Origin of the sequence: Colwellia sp. MT41 (assembly GCF_001444365.1) — a bacterium.
Taxonomy (GTDB): domain Bacteria; phylum Pseudomonadota; class Gammaproteobacteria; order Enterobacterales; family Alteromonadaceae; genus Colwellia; species Colwellia marinimaniae.
In genome coordinates this window covers 2,478,133-2,499,485 of sequence record NZ_CP013145.1, presented here as the reverse complement: position 1 = coordinate 2,499,485, position 21,353 = coordinate 2,478,133, and the positions used below count along the sequence as shown (strand labels likewise).

Genomic DNA, 21,353 nt, shown 5'->3' with positions numbered 1-21,353 from the left:
CATGCTACTTCAAGATAAAGTCGCAATCGTTACTGGTGCAACACGCGGGATTGGCCTCTCTATCGCTACCCAATTTTGTCAGCAAGGTGCATTAGTTTTTATAAATGGCCGTGATGAAAAAAAAGTGACTGAAGTGGTAGATAAGTTAACAAATGAAGGTTTTCTAGCTGAAAGCTTTGTTTGTGATGTTGCGGATGCTGATTCGGTTAAAACAGCATTTAGATTGTTCCTTAAAAAATCTAAAAAATTAGATGTTTTAGTCAATAATGCAGGTGTTATTGATGATGCATTGATTGGTATGGTTACTAAAAAGCAGATTGAAAATACGTTTTCGGTTAATACTTTTTCTGTGTTGTACATGAGCCAGTATGCTTCTCGCATAATGTCTAGGAATAAATCAGGTAGCATTGTAAATATTGTCTCAATTATGGGGACTAACGGTAATAGAGGCCAATCCGTATATAGTGGTTCTAAAGCTGCTGTTATAGGTATTACTAAATCTTTGGCAAAAGAATTGGCTGCTACCGGGATTAGAGTGAATGCTGTTGCTCCAGGATTTATTGATACTGACTTGGTTCGTTCTATTACCGAAGATGTGTTTGCTGAGCGTGTAAGTTCTATTGGTATGAAGCGCATTGGTACACCAGAAGAAATCGCAGGAACGGTTACTTATTTGTCATCAAATTTAAGCGAGTATGTAACAGGGCAAGTTATTGGCGTTGATGGCGGCATGCTTATATAAGCATGCCTGAATTTTTATTAGTTTATTGGTTTATTTATGCAAACAAGATATTGGAATTTTTCAGCGGAACATTCAAAAAACATTGCTATTGTTGATGATCAAGGCTCTGAAATCAGCTTTGCTATGCTAGCGGAAGAAGTTAATGAGTTTATAAATAAACTGCCTGATTATAAAGCGTTGATTTTTTCTAAAGTTTCTAATTCTAAAGCATCAATAGTTACCTATTTAGCATGTTTAAAAGCAGAACACCCCTTGCTATTGTTGGATAGTAATTTATCAGAAGATTTGTTTGATAACCTAGTTGCTTGTTATCGTCCTAACTTAATTTGCAGTGAAGGTGAAATTGAGCAATGCCATAATGATAAGCTAAAGTTAAACCCCAAACTTGCTTTATTACTCTCTACATCTGGCTCTACAGGATCACCGAAATTAGTCCGTTTGTCTGCAGATAATGTGCAAGCTAACGCAGAGTCTATTGCACAATATTTGCGTCTTACTTGTGATGATCGTGCTATTACCACCTTACCAATGAACTACTCTTATGGACTGTCTGTAATTAATAGCCACTTTCATAAAGGAGCTGCAATTGTACTTTCTGAACACGGTATTATTAGTCGCGAATTATGGGCGAAAATAAACGACTTTAAAGTTACCAGTATGGCAGGTGTCCCTTTTCTTTATCAAATGCTTAGAAAGCTTAAGTATAAACGTTTTAATACTCAGGGGATTCGTTACATAACTCAGGCAGGGGGCAAGTTGGATGTTGAGACTATTAACTATTTTATGGACGAGTGCACTAACCAAGGGCAAGAATTTGTCGTAATGTATGGTCAAACCGAAGCAACAGCTCGTATGAGTTATGTGCCTTTTGATCGTTTAGCCTCTAAGGCCGGCTCTATCGGTATTGCAATACCTAACGGTAAATTGACTATTGTTGATACTAATGGCGAGTTAGTTAAAGATGCCCTTGTAGAAGGTGAAATTCACTATGAAGGGCCGAATGTTATGTTGGGTTATGCCGAGTCATTAAGTGACTTGGCTCTTGATGATGAGTGTCAAGGCATGTTGAAAACGGGTGATCTTGGCTATTTTGATGATGATCACTTTTTTTATATAACGGGTCGTTTAAAGCGTTTCATCAAAATGTATGGTTTAAGACTTAGTTTAGATTCTATAGAAACATGGCTGGAAGCTAAACAATACAATGTTGTTGCTACCGGTGTGGATGATCTATTAGTTGTTTGCTTAATTGATGAGGCCGATGAGGCTGTATTGAAAGAATTGTTAGCAGATGAGTATAAAATTAATATTAATAATATTGAAGTTGAAATGTTATTGGAAATACCAAGAACAGCAAATGGTAAAATTGATTATAAACTCTTGTTGAAGAGTATAGGGAAGTAAATGAATAATTTAGAAGAGTTTTATACTTTATCATCTCCATATGAGTTAAATAAAAAAGAAAAAAAGTTGCTTCTGCAACCACGTTTAAAATTCTTAGATGATTTTCATTATGCTAATTGTGAAAGTTATAAACGCATTGTAGATTCTATTTCTTCAGAGGGTAAAAAAGTACTGCTTCCCGTTAGATTATTTAAAGATTTTGCTTTGAAAAGTGTCAACGATGAAAGTATTGTTAAGACATTGACATCATCAGGAACAACATCTCAGAAAGTTTCTAGAATCTATCTTGACAGGGATACATCGACCGCACAAACAAAAGTATTAGTTAAAATAATGCAGCAATTTTTAGGTAAAAAAAGATTGCCAATGTTAATTATTGATCATCCTAACGTAATTAAGGATAGGTTGTCTTTTTCAGCTCGTGGTGCCGGTATACTTGGGTTATCAACTTTTGGTCGAAATCATACCTATGCACTTGATGATGATATGAATATTAACTTTGATGCCATTGTTACTTTTATGGAAAAAAATAAAGGCCAAAAGATTTTTTTGTTTGGTTTTACCTTTATGGTTTGGAAGTACTTTCTTCAAGCGTTAAAATCTTCTGATCGAAAAATTGATTTACAGGATGCTGTTTTAATTCATAGTGGCGGGTGGAAAAAGTTACAAGATATTGCTGTTGATAATGCAACCTTTAAAAGCGCAGCTAAAGAGTTAGCAGGTATTAACAGTGTACATAATTTTTATGGCATGGTTGAGCAGGTAGGCTCTATATTTGTCGAATGTTCAGAGGGTTATCTTCATACTCCTGTGTATTCAGATATCGAAATGCTAAATATGCAAAATATGGAGCCAGTCCCATTTGGTGAAGATGGTGTGATAGCAGTTCATTCTGCACTCCCCTCAAGTTATCCTGGACATAGATTATTAACTGAAGACGTAGGAACTATTGTTGGTGAGGATGATTGTAAATGCGGCTTCAAAGGAAAATATTTTTTAGTGCATGGTCGTGTTGCTAAGGCAGAAGTGAGAGGGTGTAGTGATACCCATGCAAGTGAGGCTTCAAAATGAGCTACTTAACTAAAATAAATATACTGGTTCCTGAGGGACGGGATGATTTAGAATATATTATAAATACCACAGCAGGTAGTCTTGAGCCTTTTAATGATGTTGTTATTGAATTTGTTGATGCTTTTTCGAAGTTATTATTAACAGATACTAAGTTTAAAAACTTTCCTGAAATTGTGGCGTTGGGTTTTTGGATGCGGCAAGCGAGTATTCGTAAAGTTAAAAATGATTTTTTTAACCGAAATACTAACAAGTTAAAAGTGTCTAGAGGTCTTGTTTTTCATATTGCCCCATCTAATGTAGATACGATATTTATTTATTCTTTGATCATTTCAGTTTTACTTGGAAACCGTAATGTTATTAGAGTTTCAGGTAAGGAAAGTGTTCAAAAAGATCTTATTGTAGGTAGTTTAAATACACTATTTGCACGAGATGAATTTACTAAAATCAAAAATACTATTGCACTTGTTGGATATGAACACAATAGTGATATTAATGCATATTTTGCTTCTCATTGTGATGTGCGAATTATTTGGGGAGGAGACAGTACTATTTCAACAATATGTGCGGCTCCGGTATCTCCTCGAGCTATTGATATTAAATTTGCCAATAAATATTCTATTGCCGTGTTATCTACAGATGCTCTAGAGAAGTTATCAGATGAAAAACTGAATGCTCTAGCGCAAAAATTTGTTAATGACAGTTATTCTTTTGGTCAAAAAGCCTGTTCATCACCTCGTACTGTTTATTGGTTAGGTGATAATGTAACTCAAGAAAAACGATTTTGGCATGCCGTTGACAGCAGACTTCAGAAATTTGAACATGAGTTGTCAGATGCCGATTTTATTAATAAGTACACTTATACTTGTGCCCATGCGATTGAAAATAAATCTAAAAAAAGAGAAGTAAAAGATGAAAATTTAGTTTCTTGTATAATGACTTCTGTGGAATCTTCAATGGATATTTCTGAGCATTGTGGTTCAGGTTTGTTTTTAGAGGCAAGAATTGATACTCTTCTTGATCTTAGCGCTAAAATATCCAGACACATTCAAACCTTATCTTACTTTGGTATTGAACCTTCTGATTTTTCAACGTGGTTGTCTAAAGGTGTTGATGGTATTGATAGGGTTGTTCCTATTGGAGCTGCTTTAGATTTTAATATTATTTGGGATGGGCAAGACTTAACTGAATCTTTAACTCGTGAAATAACAATAAGCTAATACTTTGATAAGATACCTATGTTAAATACAAAATTTTCTCCTTGGCTTCGCTTCATACAAAAAGAGGTTTATGACGTTTCAAATGAATTAAGTTGAGTCAATATAGATATCATTGATGATTGCATTGTATACTGCGATAAAAACAAAATAACTGGGTAAATGGTAGCCGTACAGGTGACTTTACACGATGGGACATCAGAAAATAAGTTAATCCGTAGTTACTGTCGAGGAAAGTTAGATATTTATAAAGTCCCTGTTCGCTTTAAATTTGCAGAGGAAACAAATTTTGGTGATAGGTTTAAGAAGTTGAGAATAAAGTGAACCTCATAGTAGACTATATTAACCACAATAAAATAAAAAAGTAGAAGTCAATGATATCTTTTAACACCCCCCCATACACCGGTAATGAAGATCAATATGTTTTATCGGCTATGCGAAGCAATAAAATATCAGGCGATGGTAAATACAGCCAATTATGTCATCAATGGTTTGATAAAAAATTAAATTGTGCTAAATCGCTATTAACACCTAACTGCACTCAAGCACTAGAAATGGCCGCTATTTTAATTGATATAAAAGCAGGTGATGAAGTTATCATGCCTAGCTATACCTTTGTTAGTACCGCAAATGCATTTGTATTACGTGGCGCAAAAATTGTCTTTGTTGATATTCGTCCAGATACAATGAATATTGACGAAACATTAATTGAGCAAGCAATAACGGATAAAACCAAGGCCATTGTACCCGTTCATTATGCGGGTATCGCCTGTGAAATGGATACCATAATGGCAATAGCTAAGCGCCATCACTTATATGTAATTGAAGATGCTGCTCAAGGTGTAATGTCTACTTATAAAGGTAAAACGTTAGGTTCAATTGGTCATTTAGGTGCTTTTAGCTTTCATGAAACAAAAAATTATACCAGTGGAGGAGAAGGCGGATTACTCATTATTAATGATGATAAATTTGTAGAACGTGCTGAAATTATCCGTGAGAAAGGAACTAACCGTAGTTTGTTTTTTCGTGGTGCTGTTGATAAATATTCATGGGTTGATCTTGGTAGTAGTTATTTGCCTTGCGAATTACAAGCTGCATATTTATATGCCCAGCTAGAGTCTGCTGATGTAATTAATAATAATCGTTTGGCATCATGGAATACCTATTACCAAGGGTTAAAAGAACTTGCCGATAAAAAATTAATAGAGTTGCCTTTTATTCCTAGCGAAATTGAGCACAATGCACATATGTTTTATATAAAACTAAAAGACTTAAGCCAAAGGCAAGCCTTAATTGATTTTTTAAAAGAGCAGGAAATAATGTCAGTTTTTCATTACATACCACTGCATTCATCAATTGCAGGTGAAAAATACTCTCGCTTTAATGGTGAAGACCAGTTCACTACAAAAGAGAGTGAAAAATTATTAAGGTTACCAATGTATTATGGATTATCTAAAACTGATATTGCGCATGTTATTACTCAAATAAAAGCTTTCTTCTCTTAATATGTCTTTAAAAGTAAAAGCACTTGCTGGTGTGAAATGGACAGGCTTATCTTCAATCATTGTTGCTGTTTTACAATTAGCTCAAATGGCCATATTAGTAAGGTATTTAGATGCTTCAGACTTTGGTTTGATGGCTATCGTTTCCGTTGTTATTGGTTTTAGTGCACTTTTTATGGATATGGGAATATCTAGTGCGATAATACACAAGCAAGATATAACTAAAAATCAATTATCGAGCTTATATTGGTTAAATATTATTGCGGGTATTGTATTAGCTGTAATTGTTTATATTCTAGCACCCGCTATTGCCTTATTTTATGATGAAAATTCGTTAACTAATTTAATTAGGTTATTGGCCTTAACGTTTGTATTTTCTTCGATAGGTAATCAATATCGAATTTTATACCAAAAGGAGCTATTTTTTAATAAGTTAGCAAAAGTTGAAATTTTATCATCAATAATTGCTTTTGTTGTCGCTGTTATATGTGCAGTAGAAGGTTATGGGGTTTATTCACTTGTATATGCTTCATTAACTAAAGTCGTTATTGCCAATACAATTTTTCTTGTTAAAGGCATTAAGAAACACAAGCCTGAATTTTATTTCAGTTATAACGAAATAAAAAGTATGATTGGCTTTGGTTTATTTCAAATGGGGGAAAGAAGTCTTAATTACTTTAATTCTCAGTTTGATATTATCATCATTGGTAAAGTACTAGGGACTGAAGTATTAGGGGTTTATAGCATAGTTAAAATGTTAGCATATAAACCATTTCAAATGCTAAACCCGATTATAAATAAAGTCAGCTTCCCTGTTTTTGCAAAAATACAAGATAATGAAAAGGGATTAAAAAGTGCGTTCTTAAGCTCTTTGTCTATTATTACTTTCGCAGTATTCCCTATTTATTTTCTTTTATCTTTATTTTCTCCTTTCCTTTTAGATTTGTATCTTGGACAAGATTGGGCTGATGCAGCAAAATACTTTCAGTTAATTAGTGCTTCATGTTTATTTATTGTTTTTGGTAATCCTACCGGTTCATTGCAATTAGCAAAGGGGCGTGCCGATATGGGGTTTTACTGGAATTTATTCCTGTTCTTTATATTTCCTCCGTTTATATATTTAACGGCATCTGATGGCATTATGACATTTTTAATAGGAACTCTTATTTTGCGGATAGGCTTACTTTACCCAGGTTGGAAGTTTTTGGTAGCTAGGCTAATTGATATTAAATTTAATGAATACATAAGTCACTTGTTTATTCCGTTGGTATTAAATATTATAGCATTATTGCCATCATTACTTTTTTATGAACTGATTTTAGGCTTGAATTTTCCAGACATTTTTGCTTTATGTATTGTTACCATTATTTATACATTACTTATTTTTTCACTGTACTTCTTTACTAATAAAAGCTTTAGAGCGTTTGTTTTAAAATATTACAAATCACACTAGGAACTTTTTATGCCCGGTTTTGTTGGTTGTTACAATAGTAAGCAAAGTTTATCTCACATATCATTTAACAAAAGAGAGAACTTAAATGAGCATGATATTGAAAATAAATTTTTAAGTATTAAGCAATTAACTGTTAATAAGTTCGATAAAGACAAGGTTTTTTTAGATAACGATTTATATACTATTGTTATTGAAGGGGTAATTTTAAACTCACTTGCTTTGCAGGATGAATTTAAAGCACAAAATTTCGCCGAAACAACTGTAAATATGTATGAAGAAAAAGGTGATGAATTTTTCACTGAATTTAGAGGTAGCTTTTCTGGTTGCCTTTTAAATAAGTCAGATAATAGTTTAATTATTTTTACCGACCACATTGGTAGTAAGCAAGTTTTTTACTCCTACTTACCTTCAGAAATGTTTCTATTTGGTTCTGAAATTGATTTCTTAATCAAGGTTTTTGAAGAAGAAAATCATTCTTATACACTAAATAAAAATTCTAGTTATGCTCTTTTAACTTACGGCTTTTTAATTGAAAATAATACTATGTTCAATGAAGTTGAAAAGTTAGTCGCTGGACATTATATAAAAATAACTGATTCAAAGGTTGAAGTTAAGCAATACCATCAAATTGATAATACTCCGAATAAAAATCAAAGTGAGGCAGAAATAATTGAAAAATTAGATATGCTTTTTAGGCAAGCGGTTACTAGGGCATTTGAAAAAGACCGTGAATATGGTTATAAGCATTTAGTAGCATTAAGCGGTGGTTTAGATTCAAGAATGACAAATTGTGTGGCACATGATTTAGGCTATGGGTCAAATATTATAAACTTTACTTTTTCAGAGTCAGATTATTTAGATGAAACAATCCCTAAAAAAATAGCAAGGGATCTTAAACATGAGTGGATTTTTAAAGCTCTAGATAACGGCTCCTTTTTAAAAAACATAGATAAAATAACTGAAATATCAGCAGGTGGAGCTTTATATTATGGGCTGGCACATGGCAAAAGTTGTTTAGATTTATTAAATAGAAATTGTTTTGGATTAGTCCACTCTGGACAATTAGGCGATGTGGTTATTGGAACTTATTTTTCTGAAAAAACACATAAAATACAATTTAATAAGAGTAGTGGAGCATATTCAACTGTTTTAAAGGGGAGGTTCAATGATCAAAGTATTCCTGAACATTACTCAAATGAAGAAATTTTCAAATTTTATACTAGAGGGTTTTCTGGTATTAATCAGGGACTGTTAATATCACAAGAGTTTAGTGAAACATATTCACCATTTTATGATTTAGAGTTTATGGAGTTTTGTTTATCTATACCAGTAGAGTTAAGGTTCGGACATAACATTTATAAAAAATGGATATTAATGAAGTACCCAGATGCCGCTAAGTATGTCTGGGAAAAAACGGGATCTAAAATATCAGAAAAAACAGTGACATTATTCGGTCGAGCACTTCCAATATCCAAAGCACCTAAAATAATAACAAATTATTTATTAAGAAAGTTAGGGGTTAGTAATTCCTCTTTGAATACAAGAAAGCATATGAATCCTTTGGACTATTGGTATAATACTAATCAGGATTTGAAAACGTATTTAGATGATTACTTTAAGATTAATATAAAGCTTTTAGCATTTGACCAAGAACTACAGGCAGACTGTATTGATTTGTATGAAAATCACACTAGCATTGAGAAAAATCAAGTGTTGACTCTGTTGGGTGTAGTTAAACGTTACTTTAAATAGTTTGTAGAAGTGTAGACCTGTTATTTGCATGTATATACCTATAGATGTAATTGACTGCACCTACGGTACACTTACTATTTAGAGGTAAATGGAAGAGAAAATTTAGGCTTTTATCGCAGGTCTACTAAGCTACACATTAATTTTTAATATCAATAATACCCTTATTAAAACTGTATATTTTGGAAGTAGCTTCCATTGTGCTTAATATTCACTCTTATTTTAGCCAGTTTTTTACAATATTGCTAAGCACGACAATGAAGGTGATATTCTTCATGCGATAGTGTTTTTATTATTAATTCCTCTTATTTTATTTAATATTATTCTACAGGATTATAATAAAGTGAAGGTAAATTCATACATGTATAATGGTCAAAATCTAGTTAAGAAAATTGATATTGGAAGAATATGTTTGCTTTAATTGAAGTTTTTATTTTAATGAATGTTCAGTTCTTAGCTGGGATAAGGTTTATAACGAAAAATCCTTACTTTAAGTTTATACCTTTAATCATATTACCATTAATTATGTTGATGAGTTTTAGGTATTTAGGTTTTGATTTAAGTAATTATCATTCAATTTATTTAGATGAAATTACGCTTAATTCCTATGAGCTAGGTCAACGAATAGGAAAGCTAGAAAAAATATATGAGCCATCAATATATTATATAAGTATATTTTCTCACTACTTAAATTGGGGCTTTAGAGGGGTTTTATTGATATATGCGACCATCACTTTTTTTCTAGTCATTAGTATTGTAAAACTATCAAAAGTTAATTTATCTATAGCACTGTCAGTATTTTTTATATTTTTTTTTACGGGTGGCGCATACGAATCTATCAGATCAATGGTTGCCTCCCTTTTTATTTTATTCGCGATATATACAAGCGCGAATAAAAAATATTTTTTAACTATTATCTTTTATCTGATGGCAGTCTTTTTTCACTTTACAGCAACTATATTTATCTTGATGTTTTTCGGTCAAAAAGTAATAAGAAGAAACAGTTTTATCATTTCATTTTCTTTTATTATTTTATTTGTTTTGCTTTTTAGCAGTATTTATGAAAAATTCATTTTGGGCTCTGCGTACGATAGTTATATTTTTGCCAAAATTTATGATGTGCTCTTTAATAAAGATGAAAAAGACAAGCTAGTTAATTTAGTGAGTTTATCTAAATCTGCGTATATTTATTTCACCCTTTTTTTCCAAGCAACAACAACCTATATTCTTCAACAAAACAGACAGTTATTTATATCGAAATACCATAAAGATGTGCTTATGTTTTTACTGATGGCAACAGGCATATTGTTAGGTTTTTCATTATTTGGTTTCACTACATTAGGAATTCGGCTGTCAGGTATTATATCATTGGGTTACATTATATTGATCCCGTTCCTATTTAAGCAGATTAATGTGAAATACTACCGAGAGTTAACAATAACTTTATTTTTATATGCAGGGCTAAATATTATGTATTTAACTATTATTTACTTAAAACCATCCGGGTTAAGGGTTGAGGGAATATATTGAAAAATAAAATAACATCATATTCAGTTCCTTACAGTAAAAACATCACTACAGGCCCTTTAGTAAGGGTTAATGGAATAAACAAAGAAATAGCTCAAATAAAGAGTTCCAACATTATTTTTGCTGACGGCTTTAATAAATTTAAACAAAGTTTGAGTGCTAAAGTAACAGATCTCTTGTATATAGAGTCATCGACCAATCGCATAAGTTTATTTGATTTAATTAGCTTGCTTATATTAAAAAGGAAATCTAAGAGAGTTGTTGTCTATATACGAGATGTCTATGTAGAGCTATTTCCCGAGGAATATAAAACATTCAGGAAAAGAGTTACTGTTTTTTTTAACCAGCTAACCATTAAATTTTATGCTTATATTGCGACGGATTTTGCCTTTCCAACGAATGAGATGGGAATAGTGTTCTTTTCGAAAAACAAACTAAAGGTTATAAATAGTTTTGAACTCCCCCCAGCTTGTGATATCGAATGTCAAAAAGCCACCCAGGATGTTGCTAATGAGAGATTAAAAGCAATAAAGATTATGTATTTGGGGGGGATTAATTATAAATACTCAGGAATAAATAACTTTATCAACTTGGTAGAATACTCGCCTAAAGAGTATCTATTTTATATTGTTACCTACGATAAAGAGATATTTAATTATCTAGATAGTTTATCAACGTCATCAAGGAAAAAAGTAACTATTCACACTTTAGATAAAGTAGGGGTAGATAAATTTATAAAAGAAAATAATATAACGTATATGTTTCACTCTAGACCCATTAATGAATATGATAATTTAACCTATCCGATTAAATTTTTTGATGCACTGACTTGGAATCTTCCACTGCTAACAGCTAAAAATGAGCCTGTAGTGAAAGTTTTAGGAGCTAACTATCCGTTATATGTAGATGTAACTAATCCGGCAGAAATCGTAAAAACAATTACTCAGAATAAACCACATTATTTTACGACATTACAACAAATAGAATCTATTGCTTTAAGTAATAGATATGACAACAGGGTAGGAACACTTATAGAGCCCTAGGGCTCTATACAATGAGTAGGGGACTAAGCTTAACAAAGTTTTTTCTTGCTATTTAAAAAATAGCCTGGTTATGCTTTAAACTGATTGTTTTGTGTTATATGTTAATAAAATTGTAAATAAGGTGTTTTTTTGAAAACTAAAATTTGCGTTGTTTCTACAAGTATAAAAAGTGGAAAAGGTGGTATAAGTACTGCCTTGGTAGGTTATCAGCAATCAAGTGTACTGAATAAAAATAGTATTGAGTACCTTTGCTCACATGATGATAAAAACAAATTTAAGTTGTTTTTATCGGTAGTGAAACATATCATATTCGATCGAAAGAAAGATGTGATGTATTGGTTTCATTGTGCTCAGTGGCTCAGTTTAACGAGAAAGTTTACTCTAGCTGTGTTGGCTAAATTGAGAGGCCATAAAATTTTCTTTCACTTTCATTCCCCTATAATTGCTGATTATTTTGAGTCAAGCTGGAAGAGGCAATTATTGAAAGTGATGTTACTGCTTTCTGATGGCATCATTGTGTTAACACCGTGGTGGGAAAAACAATTTTTAAAGTACTATCCTTTTTTAGAAAAACGTATTTTTATTGCTCCTAATCCGCTTGACTCTGAACTGTTGATAGCTGCTAATACCACTAAAGTAATAAGCAGCAGTGAACAAGTGAAAATTCTATCCATGGCTAGGTTGATAGAGGGTAAGGGTTTTCAACATGTTATAAAAGCAATGTCATATCTGCCAGCGAATTATGAGTTACATATTGCTGGTGACGGTCCTTATGAAAACGCATTGAGGAAGCTAGTGGATAAGCTTCATTTAAATGAGCGAGTTTTCTTTTTAGGTTGGGTTTCTTACGAAAAGAAAAGCTCAATATATCAGCAGGCTGATGTTTTTTGCTTACCCTCTAAGTATGATTCATTTGGCATGTGTTATATAGAGGCAATGGCATACGGGGTACCAATTGTTGCATTAAATTATCAAGCGATTCCTGACGTAGTTCCTAATGGCAAAGCTGGAATTTTATGTGATAGTAGTGAACCAGAAGAGGTAGCAAAGGCTATTTTACAATGTTGTTTACACAAAGTTGAAATGGGAGCTGTTGGCAAGCAACATGTTTTACAATATTTTAGCCCAGATAAAATATCTCGTGGGTTGTTAGGATTCTTTAACCGAATTAAGGGTGGGTCATGCAAGAGATAAAAGTTGGCAATTTACAAGTTGCCATATTTGCAGATAAAAAAGCAATTCTTAGTGAAATGTATTCTAGGCTCTCTAGTAATCTTGCTACTGCAGCAGTTGCTGTTAACCCTGAAAAAGTTCTTTCCGCGTTATCTAGTCATGACGTTGCGCACGTTTTAAATCAATGTGACATCCGCTATGCAGACGGTATTGGTGTTGTAAAAGTTTTACAACATAAAAGCGGAATGAAATTGCAGCGAATACCAGGTTGTGAGTTGTGGGAGTCTCTGATGAAGGAAGCGGGTATAAGAAACACACCTGTTTTTTTACTTGGTGCGACAGAAGATGTGTTAACAAAAACAAGACGAAAACTAGTAGCTGAATATGAAACGCCAATAGCTGGTTATCACAATGGTTTTTTTCAAGGTACAGCAGAAATGATCCAAAAAATAAAAGATAGTGGTGCACAAATTGTAACAGTTGCATTAGGGTCCCCAAAACAAGAGCTTTTTATTTTTGAGTGCAAGAAAGCAGGAATAAAGGCCATTTTTATGGGTGTTGGCGGAACTTACGATGTCTATACCGGTAATGTTAAAAGAGCACCGAAAATGTTCTGTAAATTTGGTCTTGAATGGTTTTACCGACTTTGTAATCAACCAAGTAGAATTATCAGGCAGCTAAAACTGTTGAGTTTTGTTTGGCTGGCAGTAACGAATAAACTTTAAATAGTTGAATATGAAAATCGAAATTATCTAATATGAGTTATAAGGGACATCCCTCAATTGGATGATACAATCCAGAAAATAGCAAGTGCGCGTAAAAGTTAGCTTTATTTTTATTGTGTTTTATTTGCTTTTTTGTGTCGTTACGAGAAACTTAGAGTCAATGATTTTATCACCGTAAGCAATGATTAGTGGTTACAGTAATCCTGTTATATTCTTTTTTATTATTGAGTTTTACGCTTATTCAACTATGAGTAATCGTTATTATTTAGTTCTTAAGGTTGATAATGTTACCACCCTTTCGTGGCGTGATGATGAAGTATCCTGTGTTGGGGACAATTGTTTAAAAGCAATGTTTTAGTTGAACGCTGGTTCAATGCCCCAAAACAACCCAAGCTGAAGTTAATAAACGACATGAGTATTTTTGCTATTTGATATTATTCACGCGTCAATCATAATTGTGGGTGAGCAGTCTGAGTTTTTTCATTCTCGGGTGATTACTGACTTGGCCGAGTTTAAAGAAATATCGGATGTCATTGTTTTAAACCGTATGTGCGATAATTTAGTCGATGTAATTGATAAAGTTTATACTCGTGACCTTTTTGGAAATGATTAATAGCAATAGTATTAATATATAAATAATAAATGGAAGTAAAGTTTTGAACAACAAAATAACAAAAGCAGTAATCCCAGTAGCAGGTCTTGGTACTCGTATGCTACCCGCCACAAAAGCCATCCCCAAAGAAATGTTGCCAATAGTCGACAAACCTATGATCCAATATATTATTGATGAGTGTGTGGCTGCGGGAATTAAAGAAATAGTCTTAGTAACTCATTCGTCTAAAAATGCCATTGAAAATCATTTTGATAAATCGTTTGAGTTGGAAACCACCTTAGAGAATCGTGTAAAGCGTCAACTTTTATCAGAAATACAGGCAATTTGCCCTAAAGGCGTAACTATTATGCATGTGCGCCAAGGTGAAGCTAAAGGTTTAGGTCATGCGGTGTTAAAAGCACGTCCTATTATTGGCGATTCGCCTTTTGTGGTGGTTTTACCTGATGTTATTTTAGATGATGCCACAGCGGATTTAAAAACTGAAAATTTAGCCGCTATGTTAAAGCGTTATAACGAAGTAGGGCATAGTCAAATTATGGTTGAGCCTGTTCCTATGGACATGGTTAGTAATTATGGTGTGGCTGATTGTGAAGGGCACAAGCTTGCTGCCGGTGAATCTAAAGCTATGACTGCAGTGGTTGAAAAACCCCCTATGGATGAAGCACCGTCGAATTTAGCTGTGGTTGGTCGTTATGTGCTATCAGAGAAAATTTGGGACATGCTCGAATTTACACCGCCTGGTGCCGGTGATGAAATTCAATTGACCGATGCTATTGCCAGTTTAATGAAAATTGAAACCGTTGAAGCGTTTCATATGACGGGTAAGTCTCACGATTGCGGCTCTAAACTCGGTTATATGAAAGCTAATGTAGAGTACGCTTTACGTCATCCAGAGTTGGGTGATGATTTTAAAGTTTTTTTGCAAGAAATTATTAAAGCTTAGTGTATCTGTGTTCAGGGGCTTTGGCAGGTTTAAGTCACTTCTTCTGTGTAGCGTTTAGCGCCTCGGTGTTCTCGGTGTTCTCGGTGGTAGCGATTTAATATTTATAGTTACTTCCCTGATTGTCTTTTTTCTTGTCTAGATCATTTAGTATATAATCATCACAGTTCTCGTCATCTTTTATAAGAATCTATATGGTCATTGATCTTAATACTCAGCTTATTACTGCCCTTAAACAGTATTTTCCTGATATAAAACTGTTATATTTATTTGGTTCTCATGTGAGTAATCAAGCTCACAAAAACAGTGATATTGATTTAGCTGTGTTGTTAGCAAATAAGATCTCTACGGTAACTCGTTGGGAAATACAGCAAGAATTAGCGGTAGAATTTAATGTCGATGTCGATTTAATTGATTTATTATCCGCTTCGACAGTGATGCAAAATGAAATTGTTAATAAAGGCAATTGTTTGTATGATGCTAAGGATTATAAGGGCGAATTTGAAATGCAAGTAATGTCTATGTATCAGCATTTAAATGAAGAACGGTCATCGTTATTAACGGCATTTAAAGGAGAATGATATGGATGATGTTTTAGTAAATAAATTATCGACGATTACTCGTTGCTTAAAGCGTATTCGTGAAGTTTATGCGGAAGCAGGGGATAACTTCTCTCATGATTATACCCGGCAGGACTCTGTTATTTTAAATTTGCAACGTGCTTGTGAAGCTTCTATTGATATTGCTAATTATTTGAATAAAAATAAGCAATTGGCAATACCGCAAAGTAGTCGTGATAGCTTTCAAATTCTGACTTCTGCAGGACTTATTTCATCATCTGTGGCGACTAATTTAAAGAAGATGATTGGACTAGGTAATATAGCGGTTCATGACTATAAAGAGTTAAATATGGATATTGTAGAAGCGGTAATTAACCATCACCTGGTCGACTTTGAATTATTTATTAGTGAAATTAAGAAAGAGCTTTAAGTAATGTTTCACCACAGAGAAGAGGTTAAATCTGAAATAACAAGTAAAAATAAGCATGTTTTTCATAACTTTATGTTCTTTACTAGTTCAAGTTATTTCCTCTGTGTAGGGCGTAGCACCTCGGTGTTCTCGGTGGTTGTGATTTAATGTTTTTAGTAACTTTAAGCAAATTTACCACAGAGGTCACAGGGGCTTCGCTACACCGAGAAGACACAAGAGCTTAAGTGGCGATTGCTGACAATATGCTCAGGATAATTACTCCTACATTCTCTAATAAGGTACTTCCTGTACCGTCTGCATTGTTTCATAAGTAGCATCCATGCCACGTCCGACTAGAGACTTCGGGAATGACAATTTTTACTTTGGGCACATTATTTCTCTGCTAGCTACCATTCCAACTCCTTTATGGCTGAAATGGCCTAATCTTTGTTATATCTTGTTTCATGACAAACTCATTAAAACACTCTGCTAGCCTAGCTGTTTGTTCTAATACCTTTAACCAGTACTTAATTCTGGTTGAACTATCAAGCTCGGTAAAGTCAGTTCTATCGGGGATTTTTTTAAAAGGCAGTGATTGTATAAATTTCGCTGATGGGGCTAGCAGTACGGTATTTTCATAACTGCTGGTGAGTACTTGGCGAGTTGAATTGTTATCAAACCATCCCGCTTTTGGTGCTGAGCAAAAGTGCGGATACAGGGTTAAACCGTCATTTTTCCCAGTACTTACAACTTCTTGACTGTCTTTATCGACCTTGTAATTATCGGAACTATGCCCTTGACCACCATTGCTCAAGGAAAAGTCAAAATGATAATCAATAATGCCACCATCTCGGTAGGTGCCTTTAGCTGAGCCAGCAATATGTTTGATGCCCGACATCACCATTGGGATTGAACCGGAAGCGAGTAGGGCACTTTTAATATTATCGCGGGTTAAGTTTTGATAAACATTGCTGAAATTATAGGGGTCATTTATTGTTAAGGTGCTGCTTGGCTGTTTGAATATATATCGTTGGTATTGCTTGTTAAGTAACCTTCTAGCCATTTTATTTAGCAAGATACTTTTAATTAATCCAGCACCTTGCAACAGCTTATTATCAAAAGCGGTTAAGCCATGGCATTTAGACACTAAAAAGTGAGCTTTAAATACTTTATTGTTGATAACCTCAACGGCGCCATTAGTCGAAAATATCTGGTCAACTATATCTACCGCTGTACTTGCTATTTCCTCGGCACTCGGTTTTTTTGAATAAACAGTATGGGCATAATTATGTGCTAACCGCTCTATGGCTTGTACCGGGTTATTTTGTGTTAGACATGCCGCGCGAAAGGCACCGGCACTAGAGCCGATTAAATTTAGCTCTGAACTGCGGCCTTTGAAAAACTCACCAAAAAGGTATTTATCTAAACCAAACAGGGTAAACCATTTAGGGCCACCACTAGCGCCAAGGAAATTAGTGAAAAGTTCTTGTTTAAAGCCTTGCTCTTGTATGGTCTTTAAGGCGTTTTTTCCAGCGTATATCTCTAGCATTGCTGCAATAATCTCATGTTTGGTAAATTATCTAACACCTTAGCTTAACCGGTAGTCGGACGCGCCATGGGCATTAAACAGGGTTTGATAAAGGCGAGTGGCGTAATCATCGGTCATGCCGGCAATATAATCAGCAATGACTCGCTGTGGGTTTTGCTTGTTATCAAAGGCTAGTTGCCAGCGCTTAGCGCTATTAGTCGGTAATAAACGTATAGGGTCTGATGATAGCGCTTGAAAAAGCTCCATCACTATTTGTTGACCTCTATATTCTAGGCGTTGCAAGCTAGTTAATTTGATGACATAAAAGTAAACAAAATCTTTAAATATGTTCAGTGCTTGTGCTGTCGATGCTGGTAAGGTGGCATTATAGCGTAGTAGCGGCTCAGCAAAGTTTAACTCATCTTGCTCATTTAAATCACTTAGCTTTATCGCGGTAATCAAATAATTGACTAAACCGCCAATGGCATCTTTTTGTAGGTGATGATGATCACTAAAAAGCTTATCCGTTAGGGTCTTGCTATATTCTTGTAGCCAAGGGTCGTCAATTTGTTGCAGCTTGGCTATTACTTCTCGGTCAAAATCAGTGCGATTGACTATGTTGGTTACTATGGCATCTTCGAGATCATGAATACCGTAAGCAATATCATCGGCTAGCTCCATAATGGAGCAATCTAGGGATTTGAAACGGGTTTTATTATGTTGGTTATTAGCGGGCATGTTTTCACCTTGACTGCTCATACTTTGGAATAAGGTACGATCTGCGCTTGATAGTGGCTCAAGTACCCAGTCAATAATATCTTGATCGTCGCTATATAAACCCTTGGCAGGGTGCCAGTCATCGGCTTTGAGTTGTCGAAAACTTTCAACACACTCTGGCTTGGTTTTTCTGCTCAGGCTATTTATTAACTGTGGGTATTTCATTAAACCAAGTAGTGTTCTTCTGGTTAAATTCATACCAAAGTGTTCACTAAAGGTTTCTAAGCGCGCCACTATGCGCAGAGTTTGGCCGTTACCCTCAAAACCACCATGATCACGCATCATATAATTTAACGCGGTTTCACCACCGTGGCCGAAAGGCGGGTGGCCAATATCATGGGCTAAGCAAATTGTTTCTATTAAACTATCACTTTTAGGGAAATGTGCTGCGCATAGCTCTGGGTATTTGCCGCGTAACTGCGCCGTTATGCCCGAGCCAATTTGCGCGGCTTCTAATGAATGGGTTAAGCGCGTGCGATAAAAATCACTTTTTCCGCTACCCATTACTTGGGTTTTTGCTTGCAAACGACGAAAAGAGGCAGAATGTAATATTCTGGCTCTGTCACGCTGAAAAGGGTCACGGTGATCTTGTTGTCTGTTGGTAACTTTTGTCAGACGTCTTGCTAACCAAACATCATTCATAGCGTTCCTTAGTAAAACTGGGCGAAGTTATGTAAGTGAATTAACCGATTAAAGGTAACTTAACTACTTGAAGTTACTATAACTTACATCATTTCCTTTGGCATTATTTAGTTTTGTAAAAGTGGCTAAGTATCATGGGAACTGGTATATACATGTGCTTTTTTCTGGAAAGAAAATAGATTGCCGACAAAACACTTCGGGAATGACAGCAGAAATTTCAGGTTACTTAAAAGGTGTTAACTATCAATAAAGCTAACAAAAATAGCATAGGAGGCTCCTCAAGGTCTTGGTCATCATTCCCGAATTTCTAGTCGGGAATCACACAAACGCTACCTTTATTTCTCTGTGTAGCCGAGACTCGGTGTCCTCTGTGGTTGCATTTTATTGTTAGACATTAGCAATAAATATGGCACGTTTGGGCGCCGGGTAGCCCTCAATAGTTTTACTGCTATCATTAGGGTCAAGAAAGTCTTGTAGCGATTCAGTATCTATCCACTGGGTTTTTCTTTGTTCATCTAAGGCCGTGACATCCGTATTTACCACACGAACATTGTTAAAGCCACAACGCTCTAACCAGGCACACATGGCTTGTTCACTGGGTAAAAACCACACGTTGCGCATTTTTGCATAACGCTCACCTGGCACTAATACCGTGTTTTTATCGCCATCAACAATGAGAGTTTCTAACACTAATTCACCGCCTTTAACCAGTTGTGCTTTTAATTGGTAGAGGAAATCAATTGGCGATCTACGATGATATAAGACACCCATAGCAAAAACGGTATCAAAAGCCTTTAACTCGGGTAGTTGCTCAACACCTAAAGGTAATAAATGTACCTGATCATCATTGATAAAGTGTTTTATCGCATTGAATTGCATTAAAAAAAGCTGCGTAGGGTCAATGCCGACGACAAATTTCGCGCCAGCGCCGCGCATCCGCCATAGGTGATAGCCACTACCGCAACCTATGTCTAATACATACTTACCTGATAAATCGCTGATATGCTGCGCCAATCGCTGCCATTTAAAGTCGCTGCGCCATTCGGTATCTATATGTAAACCATGAATATGGTAGGGACCTTTGCGCCACGGTTTAAATTTTTTCATTAAGTTTTCAAGGCGTTTAAATTCGCCGTTATTTAAGTCACCTAGCTCACCAACCTTGACACTATTTATTAGCTCAATGGCTGAATTACCGTCAACACTGGGCAAGGCGTCTAATGTTTTTTGCCAATGTTTGTAATCACCGTGTAAATTATTTTCATGCCAATGCGTTAATTGTCCAGGTAAGGTATTTAACCAATGGCTTAAACGGTTAGAGGCGATTTGTTGGTAAAAGTGGTTGAACTGTTTCATAGGATTCTAATTAGTATTTTGAAAGTGGCGTATTTGCTTATTTGATGGCAGCTATTTAATTGCGATAAGCGAGGTGAAGTTAAAACATTGAAACCATAAGGAACTATGACTAAAACCAGCTTGAGCTAAACGCTGTTTATGCACATCAAGTGAGTCGGTCAACATGACTTTTTCTAAAGCACTTCGTTTTTGGGCAACTTCTAATTCACTGTAGCCATTATCTCGTTTGAAGTTATGGTGTAGCTCAATTAACACTTTATCAATGGCTGGGTCTTCCGCGCTGATTTTTTCTGAAAGCACCAATAAGCCGCCAGGTTTTAAACCTTGAGCAATTTTACTCAGTAATGCTTGGCGCTGTGATTTTTCTATAAATTGTAAAGTAAAATTTAACACCACCATGGACGCATTTTCTATCACCATATCTTGAATATTCCCTTCAATAATAGTAACGGGAGTATTGCCTTTAAAAGCATTAATATGCATTTTACAGCGCTTGACCATGTCGCTAGAATTATCGACACCAATGATTTTGCAGCCTTTAGCGGTAATTGCTTTGCGCATCGCTAAGCTAGCCGCCCCTAAAGAACAACCGAGATCATAAATATTACTGTTTTCTTGGACAAACTGTTGGCTAAGTCGGCCTATAGTGTCAATAATAGTGTTATAGCCTGGCACAGAACGAGAAATCATGTCGGGGAAAACTTCAACGACTTGAGCATCAAAGGTAAAGTTTTTAACTTGCTTATGCGCTTGTGAATAAATTAAATCGGTATCAGAGTTATGCATTAGCTTTGCTATATTCTCTATTATGTTAAGGTTAGTAGTTATACTCGTTAGCAGTCAACGTACTCTGCAACAGGTATCTTGATGACTAGCGGGTAAATAAAGCCTTATTTTAACCGATCTTGTTAGCAACGCTATATTT

18 protein-coding genes and 1 pseudogene are annotated in these 21,353 nt (G+C 34.9%); 15 read left to right on the top strand and 4 right to left on the bottom strand.

Annotation, left to right across the window (positions count from 1 at the left end; all coding sequences use genetic code 11):
* Window position 1: 1 nt before the first annotated feature.
* The 15 genes and pseudogenes from CMT41_RS10655 to hepT all read left to right on the top strand — a co-directional run bounded on the left by CMT41_RS10655 (window position 2) and on the right by hepT (window position 16,146).
* A complete protein-coding gene (locus CMT41_RS10655) occupies window positions 2–742 on the top strand; it encodes an SDR family NAD(P)-dependent oxidoreductase (protein WP_058027240.1) in 741 nt (246 codons plus the stop codon).
* 36 nt (window positions 743–778) lie between these two features.
* Window positions 779–2,146, top strand: coding sequence for an AMP-binding protein (locus CMT41_RS10650; protein WP_058027239.1), 1,368 nt, complete (start codon window positions 779–781; stop codon window positions 2,144–2,146).
* Window positions 2,147–3,217: a LuxE/PaaK family acyltransferase gene (locus tag CMT41_RS10645; RefSeq protein ID WP_058027238.1), complete on the top strand. Its 1,071-nt coding sequence runs from the start codon at window positions 2,147–2,149 to the stop codon at window positions 3,215–3,217.
* Complete coding sequence (locus tag CMT41_RS10640) at window positions 3,214–4,434, top strand: acyl-CoA reductase (RefSeq protein WP_058027237.1); 1,221 nt, start codon at window positions 3,214–3,216, stop codon at window positions 4,432–4,434. Before CMT41_RS10645 ends, CMT41_RS10640 begins: the two co-directional genes overlap by 4 nt.
* 371 nt (window positions 4,435–4,805) lie before the next feature.
* Complete coding sequence (gene rffA, locus CMT41_RS10635) at window positions 4,806–5,936, top strand: dTDP-4-amino-4,6-dideoxygalactose transaminase (RefSeq protein WP_058027236.1); 1,131 nt, start codon at window positions 4,806–4,808, stop codon at window positions 5,934–5,936.
* A gap of 1 nt (window position 5,937) precedes the next feature.
* Window positions 5,938–7,386: an MOP flippase family protein gene (locus CMT41_RS10630; RefSeq protein WP_058027235.1), complete on the top strand. Its 1,449-nt coding sequence runs from the start codon at window positions 5,938–5,940 to the stop codon at window positions 7,384–7,386.
* Between the two features lie 9 nt (window positions 7,387–7,395).
* Complete coding sequence (locus CMT41_RS10625) at window positions 7,396–9,138, top strand: asparagine synthase-related protein (RefSeq protein ID WP_058027234.1); 1,743 nt, start codon at window positions 7,396–7,398, stop codon at window positions 9,136–9,138.
* Between the two features lie 405 nt (window positions 9,139–9,543).
* Complete coding sequence (locus CMT41_RS10620; RefSeq protein ID WP_058027233.1) at window positions 9,544–10,665, top strand: EpsG family protein; 1,122 nt, start codon at window positions 9,544–9,546, stop codon at window positions 10,663–10,665.
* Window positions 10,662–11,705, top strand: a complete 1,044-nt coding sequence (locus CMT41_RS10615; RefSeq protein ID WP_058027232.1) for a hypothetical protein — start codon at window positions 10,662–10,664, stop codon at window positions 11,703–11,705. The genes CMT41_RS10620 and CMT41_RS10615 overlap by 4 nt, the downstream gene beginning before the upstream one ends.
* 129 nt (window positions 11,706–11,834) lie before the next feature.
* Window positions 11,835–12,899: a glycosyltransferase family 4 protein gene (locus CMT41_RS10610; RefSeq protein ID WP_058027231.1), complete on the top strand. Its 1,065-nt coding sequence runs from the start codon at window positions 11,835–11,837 to the stop codon at window positions 12,897–12,899.
* Window positions 12,887–13,603 (top strand): WecB/TagA/CpsF family glycosyltransferase, encoded by a 717-nt coding sequence (locus CMT41_RS10605; RefSeq protein ID WP_058027230.1) that lies wholly within the window; start codon window positions 12,887–12,889, stop codon window positions 13,601–13,603. Before CMT41_RS10610 ends, CMT41_RS10605 begins: the two co-directional genes overlap by 13 nt.
* Window positions 13,604–14,066: 463 nt before the next feature.
* Window positions 14,067–14,216: pseudogene (locus CMT41_RS19555) on the top strand (UDP-glucose 6-dehydrogenase); the annotation flags it as partial.
* Between the two features lie 43 nt (window positions 14,217–14,259).
* Window positions 14,260–15,159: a UTP--glucose-1-phosphate uridylyltransferase GalU gene (gene galU / locus CMT41_RS10595; RefSeq protein ID WP_083494269.1), complete on the top strand. Its 900-nt coding sequence runs from the start codon at window positions 14,260–14,262 to the stop codon at window positions 15,157–15,159.
* Window positions 15,160–15,350: 191 nt separating this feature from the next.
* The gene (gene mntA, locus CMT41_RS10590) at window positions 15,351–15,737 is read left to right on the top strand and encodes a type VII toxin-antitoxin system MntA family adenylyltransferase antitoxin (RefSeq protein WP_058027227.1); all 387 of its coding nucleotides are present in this window, start codon (window positions 15,351–15,353) and stop codon (window positions 15,735–15,737) included.
* Window position 15,738: 1 nt separating this feature from the next.
* Window positions 15,739–16,146, top strand: a complete 408-nt coding sequence (hepT, locus tag CMT41_RS10585) for a type VII toxin-antitoxin system HepT family RNase toxin (RefSeq protein ID WP_058027226.1) — start codon at window positions 15,739–15,741, stop codon at window positions 16,144–16,146.
* A gap of 403 nt (window positions 16,147–16,549) precedes the next feature.
* Here the strand turns inward: hepT and CMT41_RS10580 are convergent, their stop codons facing one another.
* The 4 genes from CMT41_RS10580 to cmoA form a co-directional block, all read right to left on the bottom strand.
* Window positions 16,550–17,674 (bottom strand): patatin-like phospholipase family protein, encoded by a 1,125-nt coding sequence (locus tag CMT41_RS10580; protein ID WP_058027225.1) that lies wholly within the window; start codon window positions 17,672–17,674, stop codon window positions 16,550–16,552.
* Between the two features lie 39 nt (window positions 17,675–17,713).
* A complete protein-coding gene (locus tag CMT41_RS10575) occupies window positions 17,714–19,072 on the bottom strand; it encodes an anti-phage deoxyguanosine triphosphatase (RefSeq protein WP_058027224.1) in 1,359 nt (452 codons plus the stop codon).
* A gap of 387 nt (window positions 19,073–19,459) precedes the next feature.
* Window positions 19,460–20,428 (bottom strand): tRNA 5-methoxyuridine(34)/uridine 5-oxyacetic acid(34) synthase CmoB, encoded by a 969-nt coding sequence (gene cmoB / locus CMT41_RS10570; RefSeq protein ID WP_058027223.1) that lies wholly within the window; start codon window positions 20,426–20,428, stop codon window positions 19,460–19,462.
* A gap of 51 nt (window positions 20,429–20,479) precedes the next feature.
* Window positions 20,480–21,214, bottom strand: coding sequence for a carboxy-S-adenosyl-L-methionine synthase CmoA (gene cmoA, locus CMT41_RS10565; protein ID WP_057181259.1), 735 nt, complete (start codon window positions 21,212–21,214; stop codon window positions 20,480–20,482).
* Window positions 21,215–21,353: the final 139 nt, after the last annotated feature.